The 13,317-nt window shown below is 67.2% G+C and carries 11 protein-coding genes and 2 pseudogenes; 8 read left to right on the top strand and 5 right to left on the bottom strand.

Annotated elements, in window-relative coordinates; translation table 11 throughout:
* Both AS25_RS08475 and AS25_RS14235 read left to right on the top strand, forming a co-directional pair.
* On the top strand, positions 1-220 hold a 220-nt coding region (locus AS25_RS08475), incomplete at its 5' end, for a cadmium resistance transporter (RefSeq protein WP_035964278.1).
* A 206-nt stretch (positions 221-426) separates the two neighbouring features.
* The gene (locus tag AS25_RS14235) at positions 427-810 is read left to right on the top strand and encodes a RidA family protein (RefSeq protein ID WP_084118098.1); all 384 of its coding nucleotides are present in this window, start codon (positions 427-429) and stop codon (positions 808-810) included.
* A 91-nt stretch (positions 811-901) separates the two neighbouring features.
* Here AS25_RS14235 and AS25_RS08465 read toward each other — a convergent pair whose 3' ends face one another.
* Entirely contained in the window at positions 902-1,882 is a 981-nt protein-coding gene (locus AS25_RS08465; RefSeq protein WP_035964275.1) for an NAD-dependent epimerase/dehydratase family protein, read from the bottom strand.
* Positions 1,883-2,824: 942 nt separating this feature from the next.
* Here AS25_RS08465 and AS25_RS08460 point away from each other — a divergent pair.
* Positions 2,825-3,517 carry a TrmH family RNA methyltransferase gene (locus AS25_RS08460; protein ID WP_035964274.1) on the top strand — a complete coding sequence of 231 codons (693 nt, stop codon included), beginning with the start codon at positions 2,825-2,827 and terminating at the stop codon, positions 3,515-3,517.
* Here AS25_RS08460 and AS25_RS08455 read toward each other — a convergent pair.
* Positions 3,514-4,302: a CDP-alcohol phosphatidyltransferase family protein gene (locus tag AS25_RS08455; RefSeq protein WP_052160838.1), complete on the bottom strand. Its 789-nt coding sequence runs from the start codon at positions 4,300-4,302 to the stop codon at positions 3,514-3,516. The genes AS25_RS08460 and AS25_RS08455 overlap by 4 nt on opposite strands.
* A gap of 116 nt (positions 4,303-4,418) precedes the next feature.
* Here AS25_RS08455 and AS25_RS08450 point away from each other — a divergent pair, with 116 nt between their 5' ends.
* The 5 genes and pseudogenes from AS25_RS08450 to AS25_RS14225 form a co-directional block, all read left to right on the top strand.
* Positions 4,419-5,423 carry a zinc-dependent alcohol dehydrogenase gene (locus tag AS25_RS08450; protein WP_063188800.1) on the top strand — a complete coding sequence of 335 codons (1,005 nt, stop codon included), beginning with the start codon at positions 4,419-4,421 and terminating at the stop codon, positions 5,421-5,423.
* Positions 5,424-5,432: 9 nt separating this feature from the next.
* Positions 5,433-5,813 carry a 6-pyruvoyl trahydropterin synthase family protein gene (locus AS25_RS08445; RefSeq protein WP_020621494.1) on the top strand — a complete coding sequence of 127 codons (381 nt, stop codon included), beginning with the start codon at positions 5,433-5,435 and terminating at the stop codon, positions 5,811-5,813.
* Positions 5,710-6,852: a glycosyltransferase family 4 protein gene (locus AS25_RS08440; protein WP_078026038.1), complete on the top strand. Its 1,143-nt coding sequence runs from the start codon at positions 5,710-5,712 to the stop codon at positions 6,850-6,852. Before AS25_RS08445 ends, AS25_RS08440 begins: the two co-directional genes overlap by 104 nt.
* Positions 6,849-7,673 (top strand): class I SAM-dependent methyltransferase, encoded by an 825-nt coding sequence (locus AS25_RS14920; RefSeq protein WP_020621496.1) that lies wholly within the window; start codon positions 6,849-6,851, stop codon positions 7,671-7,673. The genes AS25_RS08440 and AS25_RS14920 overlap by 4 nt, the downstream gene beginning before the upstream one ends.
* Positions 7,674-7,686: 13 nt before the next feature.
* Positions 7,687-8,436 (top strand): annotated as a pseudogene (locus tag AS25_RS14225) (lysylphosphatidylglycerol synthase transmembrane domain-containing protein); the annotation flags it as partial.
* 48 nt (positions 8,437-8,484) lie between these two features.
* On the opposite strand, the gene ribA reads toward AS25_RS14225, so the two are convergent.
* From ribA to AS25_RS08420, 3 genes and pseudogenes are all read right to left on the bottom strand, one after another.
* On the bottom strand, positions 8,485-9,918 hold the full coding sequence (ribA, locus tag AS25_RS15280) for a GTP cyclohydrolase II (protein ID WP_035964272.1): 1,434 nt from the start codon (positions 9,916-9,918) through the stop codon (positions 8,485-8,487).
* 47 nt (positions 9,919-9,965) lie between these two features.
* Positions 9,966-12,020 (bottom strand): annotated as a pseudogene (locus AS25_RS08425) (PhoX family protein).
* Positions 12,021-12,259: 239 nt separating this feature from the next.
* On the bottom strand, positions 12,260-13,207 hold the full coding sequence (locus tag AS25_RS08420) for a DUF3560 domain-containing protein (protein WP_172644430.1): 948 nt from the start codon (positions 13,205-13,207) through the stop codon (positions 12,260-12,262).
* Positions 13,208-13,317: the final 110 nt, after the last annotated feature.

Raw genomic sequence — 13,317 nt, 5'->3', positions numbered from 1 at the left:
CTACACCCCTGTCTTCCTCAGCGTGGAACCTCTCGCAGTAGTCGCCTACTGCATCGTCTTCCTCGCGCTCGTCGCGGTCCTGGTGGCCCTGGCAAAATTCGTCGCCACCCGCCCCCCGATCGCCGAAGTGCTCGAACGCTGGGAGCACATCCTCTTCCCCATCGTTCTCATCGGCCTCGGCATCGTGATCCTCGTCAGCGGCGGAGCCTTCGGACTCTGACGTAGCGGCAGCGATCCAAACGGCCCCGACCGGGCGCACCCCTCTCGGTTCAGACCGCGACACCTACCTGCAGCCAGTCCTGCGTGATCGCGGCAACAAGACCGCCACGGAGCGCTGCAAAAACCCCGCCACCAAGCGAACGAAGCCACACTCAGCGATAGCGTTGAAACCGCCGATTGCGTACCAATGCCTTCCGAGAAGAGTGAATCGCCATTTCAGACCACTATTTCAGCCCTCGTCTTCACCAGTCCAAGGCCCCGTTCTCACACTTCGTCAGGCACGGCGATCTGGGCTATACCGCCGGGATCATTGGCCAACGCGCCGATGACGGCTCGCTCGTCTCGGACGACGTCGCAGAACAATGCGAGGCGATGATGTCGAATTTGCAGACGCTGCTGGATGACCTCGAACTGAACTCGTCGAACGTCCTCCGCACCACGATCTATCTCACGGACTACAAGGACTTCGACACCATCAACGCTATTTACGCAGAGCACCTGAGTGAGCCATTCCCTGTCCGCACTACGGTTCAGGTGGCAGCACTGCCGCTGGGAGCCAAAGTTCAGATCGATACGGTTATCGGTCTCTAGCGATGTGAGCGGAGGGTGCCTCTCGCGGGGCACGCCAAAAGCGTTCCGTTGAGGGATCGCCCAGCGAAACATGGCTGGCGCCGAACCGCGATCAACCGTCGATGACTATGGCTTTACGGACGCTTCGCTCGGTCTCGTCGCTCAGTCCGGCGCCGACGGGTCCGCCTCGGGACTCCTCATAGGCAAGGGCGTCCTTGAGGGTCTGTTCTAAGGGCCTGCAGGTGAGTCCACGCTGACGGGCGCGGCGCGTGTCCGCGGTGACCGTGTACCGCATCGCGGGGACGGGGATCCACCACGGCAGGCTGTCTGGGCCCATCCAGGGGCTGACTTCAGCGCTGGCAAGGACGTCGCCCGCGACCGGACTAGCGGCAATCTGACTATCGGCGCTGCGGCGGGAGGTCTCGATGGCTTCGCGTAGCGTCAGCGTGGGTCCGGTGGCGTTGAACGTCCCCCCGGTGTGCTGTTCGGCGCAGAGCACCATCCAGGCAGCCAGGTCCTTGACGTCGATCATCGCGATGGGGAATTCCGGATCGTCCGGGACCAGCACGTCCTCACCCGTGGGGTGGGCGAACCGCCAGGGGTAATAGCCACTGCGCCCCGTGTCGTCTCCGTCGCCGGCGATCAGGCCAGCCCGGATGATGGTGCAGGACTCGGTCCCGGAGCTCACGGCCACCTCGCAGGCGACCTTGGCCGGCCCGTATTCTTCCATGGCGGAGAGCGTGTCGGCGGCAAGCGGCTCATGGGTCGGGGAGTCCTCGTCCTGCTCGCAGATGTCGCCGCGCTGGTAGGCGTTGAGCGAGGACATATAGATCCAGTGCTGCGCCGTCAGTTCGGCCACGGCCGTCCGAACACGCCCGGGCTGGGTCGCCAGATCCACGACGACGTCCCACTGGGAACCGGCCACCTCACTCAGCCCGTCGGCGTGGTCCCGGTCGGCCTGGATAAAGCGGGCAACCTCGGGGACTGGTTGAGTGCCTCGCGCCAGGCAGGTGACGGCATGGCCTGCGTCGGTGAAGGTGCGGACCAGCTGGCGGCCGAGCTGGCCGTTGCCGCCCAGAATGAGGATCTGCATGCCAGTCACTATGCCAAGCCGATCCGAGGCCTCGCGAGCAGTTACTGCTAAGAGCGCAACTACTTCCCAATCTGACAAGAGCGCTCAGGGCAGCCACAGCTAGAGAGTTTGTTCAGACAAGATTGAACTGTACCGGGGCCCGTCAAAGTCCCGCCGAGCAACTTCCTAGAATCCCTGCCCTATCGGCGCTGCCGGCGGTCTTGGCCCTTCCCATCAAAGGATCCCCTTGCGGCGCAGCATCGTCTTCACCTGGCCGACCAGTGAAGGCCGCTTCTGACATCAGTGCCGCCGACTTCTGAATCTGACATGTTTTTGTCATTTTCAGAAGCCGACTGCACTCACAACCCCGGATTCCGGGGGCAGTGCAGTGGGCTTCTGAACTCTGGTTGCGCAGTAGTCGTGTGCACTAGGGTCACGTTTGCTCAATAGTCCTGTTCTCTAGAAGGAGACGGGCGTGGACGGCCACTCGGCGTCCAGGATCATTCCCCATGGTCGAATCCTGCAATTGACCTGGGAGTGTTCGCTGCCCCACCCCGTTGCAGGGCCCCCTTGCCGAGCGTGTCAGGGCTATTCCTGAGGGTTAGTGCAGTCCACTTCTGAATTCAGTGCAGTCGGGTTCTGAAACTGACATGGGCCTTGCGGATGTGGAAGAAGTAGTCGAAGGCGAGCAGGCCGAGGATGACGACGATGGTCGCCAGCCAGATCCAGAGGGGAACGGTCACGGTGGGTCCTTTGCAGGGTGCAGTCGGGCCGCGAGTCTCTCCGCCGGCTGCCCCGGGGCGCCGTCCGCCGCGGCCGGCGGGGTCGTGGGACCCCGCGTGTTGACGGCCTCGGCGCGGGGGGATACTCCCTCACGTTGTCCTCAGCCTACCTGCATCTGACGCCGTGCCGCACGGCATCGGGAGGGAAACCACGACGACGGCGACCGCTTAAGCTGGAACGGTGAACGATTCCCCCGCCCCGCCATCCCCGTCCAGCACGTCCGGCACGCCGGATCCCGCTGGTGCCGTCGATCCCGCTGCGCCCGAGGTGGGGCTCGGTCCCTGGGAAGGCGACTGGCCCGAGGGGGAGCACTGGGACCCGGTGCTGCTGCGCGACGGGGACCGCCGCAACGTCGCGGACCGGTACCGCTACTGGCTGCACGAGGCCATCGTGGCCGACCTGGACACGCGCCGCCACGACTTCCACATCGCCATCGAGAACTGGCAGCACGACATGAACATCGGTACCGTCGTGCGCACCGCCAACGCCTTCCTGGCCAAGGAGGTCCACATCATCGGCCGCCGGCGCTGGAACCGCCGCGGCGCAATGGTCACCGACCGTTACCAGCATGTGCGCCACCACCCGACGGTGGCGGAGTTCACCGCCTGGGCGCAGGAGGCGGGACTGGAAGTCATCGGGGTCGACATCTTCCCCGACTCCGAACAACTGGAGACCTATGACCTGCCGCGGAACTGCGTGCTGGTCTTCGGGCAGGAAGGCCCCGGGCTGAGTGACGAAGTGCACGCGGCGGCAACCACCACCCTGAGCATCGAGCAGTTCGGTTCCACCCGGTCCATCAACGCCGCCTCCGCGGCGGCCATTGCCATGCATGCCTGGATCCGCCGGCACGCCTTCGGGCAAGTGCTGCGCTAACCATCCGACAGGTCGGCGTGGGAGGAGCAGGTCCTCCCGACCCGGGTCGGCTCACGGTCCCCGCGCGAGGATGTCCCGCGTTCCAGGGTGATGATGTCGCGCAGGAAGGACGTGAGCAGCAACGCCAAGCTGAGTGCCAGGATGATGCAGGCTCCCGTGAGGGGAACCACGGGGACCAGCGCCACCACCAGGACCACCGCCTGTATCGCTGCGACGACCCGGCGGAATTGGCTGAAATCCAGGGGCTCCCGCCATGCGGGCCGGAACCACGACAGGACGACGAAGGCATATCGCATCAGGCCGATGGCCAGGACCCAGGGGCCGATGGTGAAGGCCAGGGGCACCGTGAGCACCAGCAGCAAGGCGGCGTCGGTTTCCATGTCCAGACGCGACCCCTGGGCCGAGGCGGTGCCGGTGTGCCGGGCCACCCTGCCGTCGACGGCGTCCAGCAGGACGGCGGGTGCCGCCAACAGGACCAGCCACCAGGAACGATGCGGAGCCGTGTCGAGGGCGGCCAGCATGACGATCGTCGCGCAACCGCCGCCGAGCACCGCCCGGCTTAGGGTGACACGGTCGGCCAGGGTGGAGAACAGGGGGTTGCGCCGCACCATGGTCACCACGGCGACCGAGACCAGGGTCAAGCCGCTGGCGATGGCGGCGACGCTGCCCCAGGCAGACGTCTTGCCGAAGTGGACGAGCGTGACGCCCAGCCCCACGGAGCCTACGACGGTGCAGAGTACATCGACCATCGCCTGTCGCCGGAACGGCGTCGTCGGATAGCGCATCGAATTCCTCGGTGATCGGGGGTATCTCCTGGCGAGTCTACCGACGCCCAGCCCGCCCCAGGCCTCGCGGGTGCGTCCGGGGCCGGAGCCGTCCGGTATCCGGGCATAATCGGAGCATGGATTCACCGCAGTCGATGGACAGCACCGCCTATTGGACAACGGCACCCGGCGCCGGGGAATTCCGACGCGCCCGGCTGCGGCCTCCGGGGGTGGGAGAAGCGCTGGTGCGCAGCCTCTACTCCGGGGTGAGCCGGGGGACCGAGATGCTGGTGTACCGCGGAGAAGTGCCTCCGGAGGTCGCCGGACGGATGCGCGCCCCGTTCCAAGAGGGGGAGTTTCCCTTTCCGGTGAAGTACGGATACCTCTCCGTCGGGGTCGTCGAACAGGGGCCGGACGATCTTCTCGGACGTCGGACTTTCTGCCTGTATCCCCACCAGGACCGGTACGTTGTCCCCGTCGACGCGTTGACGGTGATCCCCGACGACGTCCCCAGCAGGCGTGCCGTCCTGGCCGGGCCCGTGGAAACGGCATTGAACGCGCTGTGGGATGCCCCACCGTGCATCGGCGACCGTATCGCGGTCATCGGTGGCGGGATGATCGGTGCTTCGCTGGCTGTGTTGCTGAGCCGCTTCCCCCTGGGCCGACTTCAGCTGGTCGACACAGATCCGGTGAAGCGGGACATGGCCCGGGCCATGGGCATCGAGGCCGTGGAACCGGAGGCATTGCAGGCAGAATGCGACATCATCTACCACGCCTCCACCACCGAAGCGGGGCTGGCCCAGGGGCTGGAACGACTGGGCGACGAGGGAGAGCTCGTCGAACTTTCGTGGTTCGGCTCCCATGTTCCGGCAGTCCCCCTCGGCACCAGCTTCCACGCTCGCCGGCTGCGGATCACCGCCAGCCAGGTCTCCACCATCGGTCGTGCCCGCCGTTACCGGCGGACCCACGCCGCGCGCATGGACCTGGTCATGCACATGCTCCAGGACCCGGTGTTCGATGCCCTGATCAGTGGGGAGTCCGGCTTCGCGGACTTGCCCGGTGCCATCGCCGGCCTCGCACAGGGGGAGTTGCCGACGCTTTGCCGGGCCATCCGCTATCCCGATCCCGGCCCGCGTGGTTAGGCTCGGAACATGTATCGATTGACCGTCCGCGACCACGTCATGATCGCGCATAGCCTTCCTGACCCGTTCTTCGGCCCTGCCCAGGCCCTTCATGGTGCGACCCTGGTGGTGGAGGTGACCTGGCGCCGCAGGGAGCTCGGTCCACAGTCCGTCGTCATGGATATAGGGGCCGCAACATCCATGCTTTCCGAGGTGCTCGAGCCCTTGCGCTACACAAACCTGGATGAACACCCTGCCTTCGCCGGTCGGCTGAGCACCACTGAAGCCATCGCCGGGCACATCAGCGATGAGCTGCGCCGCCACTTCGACACCACGGAGTTCGCCGGAATGGAAGTCTTGCTGCGGGAGCATCCCGATGCGTGGGCAGCGCATGATGTCGACTTCGCATGAACCGCTGGCAACGACGTTCATCATCCCGACGGGGCTGCCTGGTCCTAGCGGCGGAAGCCGCTACAACAAGGCGCTAATCCGAGCCCTCGAGGCCGCGGGGTGCTCCGTGTCCGTCTGCGGGGTCCCCGGCCCGTGGCCCCGGCCCGAGGCGCGGGACCTTGAACGGCTCCGCGCGGCCTTGGCAGGCCGGGAGCAAGTGGTCGTTGACGGCCTGATCGCGTCGTCGGCCCCCGACGAGATCCAGGCCGCCGCCGCGTCGGGAACGCGGGTGCACGTCCTCTTCCACCTGTCGCTGCTCGTTGATGGCGCCGTGCCGCCCGATGGCAGCGGGCGGGCGGCAGCCCTGGAACGACGGGCCCTGCAGTCGGCACACACCGTGATCTGCACGAGTAACTGGGCCGCACGAGACGTCGTGAACCGTTACGGCCCGCTCCCGACCCGTGTGGTGTCCCCCGGCACCGATCAGGCCCCGCTGGCCGTCGGGAGCGCCCCGCCCCAGCTGCTGCTGCTGGCATCGGTCACGCCGCGCAAGAACCAACTGGCCATCCTGCGGGCCCTGGCGGCACTCACCGAACTGGACTGGCAGGCACTGCTGGTCGGCCCCGATGCCGCCGATCCCGACTACGCCCAGCGCGTGCGATTATTCGCCGAGGCCGCCTTCCCTCCCGGCCGGGTCCAGGTCCTCGGTTCCCGGACCGGTCCGGGACTAGAGCGCATCTGGTCCGCGAGCGACCTGTTGCTTCTCGTCTCCCGGGCGGAGACCTTCGGAATGGTCGTGACGGAGGCCGTGGCCCGAGGCATCCCCGCGATCGTCGGTGCCGGCACCGGAGCGGAAGAGGCGCTCGCCCTTGGCCCCCACGCACCTCCCGGAATTGCAGTGGCCCCTGATGACACCGCCGCACTGGAGGAGGTACTGCGTGGTTGGCTGAGCGATCCCGCGCAACGGGCGGCTTGGCGCCGGTCGGCCGAGGGTGCGCGCGGTATGCTGCCCACATGGGACGACTCGGCAGACCTGATGCTGCGGATCCTCACGCCGTGAAACGACCCGAACGCCCGATCTCCAGTGATTGGCTGGACCTGAGGCGCCCTGCCGACGAACGGGCACGCGCCGGCTCAGCCCCCCTGCTCGATGCGCTCGCCGAACACTTCACGGAAACCGGCGCAGACAGCCCCGTGGACGTCATCGACGTCGGCGCCGGCACCGGTGCCAACCCGGCCTGGCTGGCACCGCGCCTGCGGTTCAGCCAGCAGTGGACGCTGCTGGACCACGACGCGGACCTGCTGGAACTCGTCCCCTCCCAGCTGCAGGATGCGCGGGTGCGACACGTCAGGCGGGTCACTGCCGGGATCGAGGATCTCGGGAGCCTGGACGAGGCGGAGCAGGACCGGTGCCTGATCACTTGCTCGGCGGTGCTTGATTTGCTCACGATGGACCAGCTAGCCGGTTTCTGCGATTTTCTGGCCGAGCGGCGCATGCCGGCCCTGCTCAGCCTCAGCGTCACCGGCGACGTGGTCCTGGATCCCGGCCACTGGGCGGACGCCCAGATCACCCGGGCCTTCAACCAGCACCAACGACGCGGGTCGCTGGCCGGGCCCGACGCCGTCGGGTATGCCGCCGGCCGGCTCCGTGCCGATGGCATGCGTGTGGAGGTCGCGGAATCGCCCTGGAAGCTGGGCCCCGCCGATGACGTACTGCTGCGCCGCTACCTGCACGACCGGGCGCAGGCCGTCATCGAAGGCGCGCCGGACATGGGGGACGTCGTGGATTCCTGGTTGGCCGAGCACTTGGGGCAATCGGACGAGGGCAGGCTGCACGTGGAGGTGCGCCACCGCGAGCTCCTCTGCCTGCCGCCAGGATGATCGGCCACGCGCCATGAACCGCAGGGCACTGCTCCTGGCCCTGCTGCAAGTCGCCGTCGCCGCGGGAATCCTCGGATGGGTGGTCCTGCTCTTCGGCACGGGCCCCTTTGTCGCGGCTGTTCGCGTCCTCACCTGGCCGGGAGTCGTCGGAGCCCTGGTCCTGGGTTCCATCGGTGTGCTGGTGCAGGCCCAACGGTGGAGGCTGATTGCCCGGAGGCATGGCATCGAATTGGGATGGCGCGCGGCCGCCGAGCGGTGCTGGCAGGCCGCGTTCATCAACTCGGTCCTGCCTGGGGGGCTGGCGGGAGATGTCGTCCGGGCAGCCGAACAGCGCCCCGTCGGCGCCGGCCGGCGACGCGACATGGTCAAGCGCAGTCTCGGCGTCGTGGCCGCCGAGCGGTTGGCGGGCACCTCGGTGGTCTTCCTCGCCGCAGGTTTCGCACTGCTGGCCGTTCGCCCCGGCCTGGGTGGGCTTGGCCTGCTCGTGGCCGCTGTCGCAGCGACGGCGGCCTGGCCGTGGTTGCGGCGCCTCGGAGTACGGGACATCGGGCTGGTGTGGGGGCTATCGGCTGTCGGCTGGTGCTCGTTCGCCGGATTGTTCCTGCTGGCTTGCCTTGCCGTGTCTCCCGACCTGCCGCCGGCGCAGATCCCCTACCTGGCAGCGGTCACCCTGGCCGGAATGTCCATTCCGCTCAACGTGGCCGGATGGGGGCCTCGTGAAGGCGCCGCGGCGTTGGGGTTCATGGCCTGGGGCCATGCGGCGCAGCAGGGCGTGGAAGTGTCGGTCGCCTACGGAATCCTGGCGCTGGTGTCAGTCCTGCCCGGTGGGCTGGTTCTCCTGGTCCGCACGGTGCAGGGCAGCCGGCGACGCCGGCTTGGCGGCGGAGAAATCGAACTCGGTGCACACGTCATCGCCCAGGACGAAGCGGCGCACGGGGGCGGAGAGGGCTCCGGAAAGAGCGTCGGCCCCGTCGAAACGAATCCCGGGGACCCCGTCTCCCACCAATAGCGGTGCGCTGGTCAGGTAGAGGCGGTCCAGGACGCCGGCATGCAGGAACCCGGACACGGTCAGGCCGCCGCCTTCGATGAGCACGCGGCCCAAACCTTGATCAGCCAGGTATTGGAGGATGGCGGCCGGTTCGAAGCCCGTCGAGGTCTCCAGCCGGTGCACGCTCACATGGGGGGCCAGCGATGCGGGCACCGACGCGTCGGAGCCGACCAGCCACAATGTCCGGCTCCGTGGGTCGGTGAGGACCTTGGCCGTCAGCGGGATGCGCGCATGTGGATCGACGACGACGCGCGCGGGGTCAGCGCCGTTGACCGCACGGACCGTGAGCTGGCAGTCATCTGCCGCCACGGTCTGGGCGCCGACCAGCACTGCATCAACCAGGGCCCGCAACCGGTGCAAGTGCTCCCGGTCCGCTTCCCCGGTGACGAAGCAGGCATCGCCGGTGCGCGAGGCGATGAATCCGTCAAGGCTTTGACCCAGCTGCCCGATCACGAGGCGGGGTCCGGCTTCGACCAGCGGACCGTAGCGCAGCACGAGGGCCTCTTCCTGCGGGGTCAGGGGACCTGTTGGCACCCGAGCGCCGGCCAGCAGGTCCCACGCGTTGCGTTCGGGCGGCAGGTCATGGCGCATCCGGGCCCGCTTCGTCGAGAGATACCGCGAGTTCTCCGGCCGGTCGGCAACGTTCAACCGCACCCGTGCCTCGACGTGGATGCCCAATGCTTCCAGGGCTTCCTGTTTCGCGGGGTTCGAGGAGAGCAACCAGATCTTCCCGACCCCCAGTTCACGCAGTATCTGCGCGCTCTGATCGTAATCGCGGGCGTCGGCCGGCAAACCCAAATGCGTGTTCGCGTCCACGGTGTCGATGCCGGAGTCCTGGAGGGCGTAGGCCCTCAGCTTGTCCAGGAGCCCGATGCCGCGTCCCTCATGGCCGCGAATGTAGATGAGCACCCCGCGCCCCGCAGCGCCGATGGCCTGCAGGGCTGCGTCCAGCTGCTCGCCGCAATCGCACCGGTAGGATCCCAGGGCGTCGCCGGTGAGGCATTCGGAATGCAATCTCACCAATGGGAGCTCGCCGTCGTCTGCCGCCACGTCGCCCAAGGTGAGGGCCACATGATCCGTGCCGCGGCCATCCCGGTAGCCCAGCAGGGCGAAGTCCCCATGCCGCGTGGGGAGGTGGGTGGCCACGACCCGGGTGACATCTGGCGATTCCTCGGAGGTCCTGAATTCGAGAGACATGGCCCCAGCCTATGTGCATGGTGCTTCACGGCCACGTCGGCGCGCATTTACGTTCGGTAGACCTGGACGATCGAGGGCCGGGGCCCGCGCACTTCGCCGTCGCCCGGGCGGGCCTCGGAGGGAACGTAGTCGGGGAACGCGGAGCGGATATCCGTGTAGGAACCCTCCTCACCGGGGTGCTGGACGGCCACGAAGACCATCGCTTCGTCGTCGTGGATGACCGGCCCGCAGGTCTCGGCATCCCGGGGAACCGAAAGGAACTGTGCCACCTGGCCGCGATTGCGGCCCTCGACGGCGACCTTGAACAGGCCGTCGTTGTAGCCGATGCCATCCGGGGCTCCATCGGTGGAGATCCAGAGGTTGCCGTCGGTGTCGAACGCCAGGTTGTCCGGGCAGGAAATCGGTGAGACCTGGTCCACGGGGAAGCCGCCGAAATAGGTGGCGTCTCCCTGGGACGGGTCGCCGCAGAGCATGAGCAGGTCCCAGGTGAATCGCGTGGAGGTGTGGTCGCCGCGGTGCTCGGTGATCTCCACGATGTGTCCGTCGCGGTTCTCGGTGCGTGGATTGGCCTCGTCCGCCGTTGCCTGGCCGTCGACGCCACGCTGGGAGTTGTTGGTGCAGGCCACGTAGATCTTCCCGCTGCCCGGGCTGGGCTCGACGTCTTCGCAGCGGTCCATCTTGGTGGCACCCACCCGGTCGGCGGCCAGGCGGGTGAAAACGAGCACCTGGTCGACGGCCATGCCCTCGACCGTGCTCCTGCCGCCTTGCACCAGGGGGATCCAGCGGCCCGATCCGTCGAAGGTGCCGTCCGCGGGGACCCGGCCGGACCCGTCGATCTCCCCGTCCGACGTACCGGAGAACCGTGCCACATACAGGTCGCCCTCGTTCAGCAAGGTCATGTTGTGGCGGCGGTCGTTTTTGCGGTAGATGTCTTTGGAGACGAATTTGTACAGGTAGTCGAACCGTTCGTCGTCTCCCATGTAGGCCACGACGTGCCCATCGTCGGCGACGATGACGTTGGCCCCCTCGTGCTTGAAGCGGCCCAAGCTGGTGTGCTTGACCGGTGTGGAGCGTGGATCCTCCGGGTCGATCTCCACGATGTAGCCGAAACGATGTGGTTCGTTGGCGAAGCCCGTGGCGCGGGCGTCGAAGCGGGGGTCCTCGTGCTCCCAGCCCATGCCGGTGGCCTTGTCCTCCAGCCCGTACCGCCGCTCCTCCGGTGAGGTGCCAGTGGCGCGGAAATAGCCGTTGAAGTTCTCCTCCCCGGAGAGGATGGTCCCCCATGGCGTGGTGCCGCCGGAACAGTTTCCCAGCGTTCCCTCCACATAGCGCCCGCGACGGTCACGTCTGGTCTTGAGCAGGTCGGAGCCGGCGGCCGGGCCGGTCAACTCGAATTCGGTATCCAAGGTGATCCTGCGGTTCTTGCGTGCTCCGCGGACATAATCCCAAGGCCGGCCGCGTTCCTCCCGCTTGAGTTCGACCACGCTCAATCCGATCGCATTGCGGAAGATGTTCCGTCGCTGGCGCTCCTCGGCGGCATTCGCCGGAGCGGCCGGGAACATGATCTGCGGATTGACGTACTCGTGGTTGCATACAAGGACCGCCTTCTTGCCGTTCCGGGACCGGATGATGTCGGTGTAGTCATTGTTGTAGCCGAACTGCAGCGCCTGCGCCTGCGGCGTCTGGTGGCCGAAGTCGAACTCCGGTGAATTCCGAAACAGCGGATCGCCCCACCGGAGGAGGGGCGCCCATTCGAATCCCTCCGGCACATCGAAAACATCGGCGTCCTAGTCGACCGGCCTGATGGCATCAAACGCGAGCTGCCCCGGACGGGACATGCGGGCCTGAGGGGCGGCCGCCACTGCCGGCGCTGCGCCGCCGGCAGCCAGGACGGCGGCGCTGAGCACCCCGCCGGCACCAATGCCCAAGGCCGCCCGCCGGGAGAACCGTGCGGAGGCGATGTCGCGGAAGTAGCCATTGGAGGAGGTGTTGCAGACGGCCTTGGAACAGGCGTTGTCACATTTGAGGGCACAGGTCACGGGGCTGCGCTTGCCGCGCGTGTGGCCGAGCATGGGCAGGAATATCCGGGTATCGGAGTTCATGGCGAACCTTCCAAGAGCGTTGCGGGGTCGGCTACACCGTGGCAGGGGAACCTGAATCCCGGACGCCAACGGGTTGAACGCCCGGTGAACCCGGTGAACCGAGGTCCCGCTCCTGCTGGCCTGGCGAGACCGGGGGCCGCGGACCTGGGACCGCGTCTGGCACCGCGCCAACGGACGCTTCCTCAAGGATCGCTTTGCCGGCCATCGGCAGCTCTCCGGCCGACGGGCTCAGAGGGGCATCACGTGCTGTCGCTGATCTTTGCGTAGGGGTAGGTCAGTGTGTGGACCTTGCCCGAGGGGTAGCGTTCGACGATGAGGGATACCGTTTTCTTGTTGACCCTTGCCACTTCGTTCCACCAGTGGCCGACGCGGACATATCCGCCCTTGGCCACGGTTTCGGGGCTGTAGTCGATGGCTTCCCCGGCGGCGAGTTGTTCGTCCCTGATGCCCTGCCAGTAGGCCAGCTGGTCTGCTGCCGCATCACGCAGTGTCTGCAAGCGGGCGAGATATGCGCCCGTTGCTGGTTTCGTGGTTTCGATGTAGCCGCCGCCGAAGTTGTGTGAGCTGCCGTTGATCTTGCGATCCAGTCCGCGCAGCTCGTCCTTGATCCGGTCAAGCTTGGAGGCCACGGCCAGCGGTGCATGGCGGGTCTGTGCCGTCCGGGCGGCCGTGGCGGCCCGGTTGGCCACTTCCTGGGCTTCCCGGTCGGCGGCGACGCTGGCGCCCATGGCGTTGTGTGCTTTCTCGATGGCGCGGCGGTGGCGTCCTTCGGAGTGGTGCCCGATTTTGATCGGCTCCCCTCCCTCGGGCAGGGCGTCCATCGTGGAGCGTGCGCGCCGGTTGGCAGCCTCGGCGGCTTCTTCCTTCCGGGTTGCCTTCGCTGCGAGTGCGTCGGCCCGTGCTTCTGCCCGTTCCTGTCGGGTGGATTCGACGTCGGCGGCGGGCCGTAGTGTTTCGTCCAGCTCGACGGCCACGCTATGACCGATTTTCCGCAGCTCCTCGGCGGTGCCGTTGATCTTCCATGTCTTGGGGAGGCGGTCGCGGGATTGGGGGATGAACCAGGAACCAAGGTTTCGGCTCCAGCGCCAGCCGAAGTGCTTGAGGACGTCGATCCCGTCCATGTCCTTGCTGGTGCCGTCGATGAGGGTTCCCTCGGCGGGGGTGTGGGTGATCGTCAGGTCGGCCATGGTGGTTTCTCCTTCGTAGGTGTGGGGGTCCGGGTAGCCAGCCATCCGGTTCGTCCTCCCCCGTTGTTTTTTTGCTGCTGGCGAGATTCATCTCGCGGGTCCGGGACCAC

The organism is Kocuria marina, from assembly GCF_000786655.1.
Lineage (GTDB): Bacteria > Actinomycetota > Actinomycetes > Actinomycetales > Micrococcaceae > Kocuria > Kocuria marina_A.
This window is presented reverse-complemented; position numbering and strand designations above follow the sequence as displayed.

Bases quoted from the DNA above. Each gene is read 5' to 3' on its own strand.
- AS25_RS08455 (WP_052160838.1), bottom strand. From the start codon at position 4,302: ATGCGCTATCCGACGACGCCGTTCCGGCGACAGGCGATGGTCGATGTA.
- ribA (WP_035964272.1), bottom strand. From the start codon at position 9,918: ATGTCTCTCGAATTCAGGACCTCCGAGGAATCGCCAGATGTCACCCGG.
- AS25_RS08420 (WP_172644430.1), bottom strand. From the start codon at position 13,207: ATGGCCGACCTGACGATCACCCACACCCCCGCCGAGGGAACCCTCATC.
- AS25_RS08440 (WP_078026038.1), top strand. From the start codon at position 5,710: ATGAGCTGCGCCGCCACTTCGACACCACGGAGTTCGCCGGAATGGAAG.
- AS25_RS08450 (WP_063188800.1), top strand. From the start codon at position 4,419: ATGGATTCACCGCAGTCGATGGACAGCACCGCCTATTGGACAACGGCA.
- AS25_RS08445 (WP_020621494.1), top strand. From the start codon at position 5,433: ATGTATCGATTGACCGTCCGCGACCACGTCATGATCGCGCATAGCCTT.
- AS25_RS08465 (WP_035964275.1), bottom strand. From the start codon at position 1,882: ATGCAGATCCTCATTCTGGGCGGCAACGGCCAGCTCGGCCGCCAGCTG.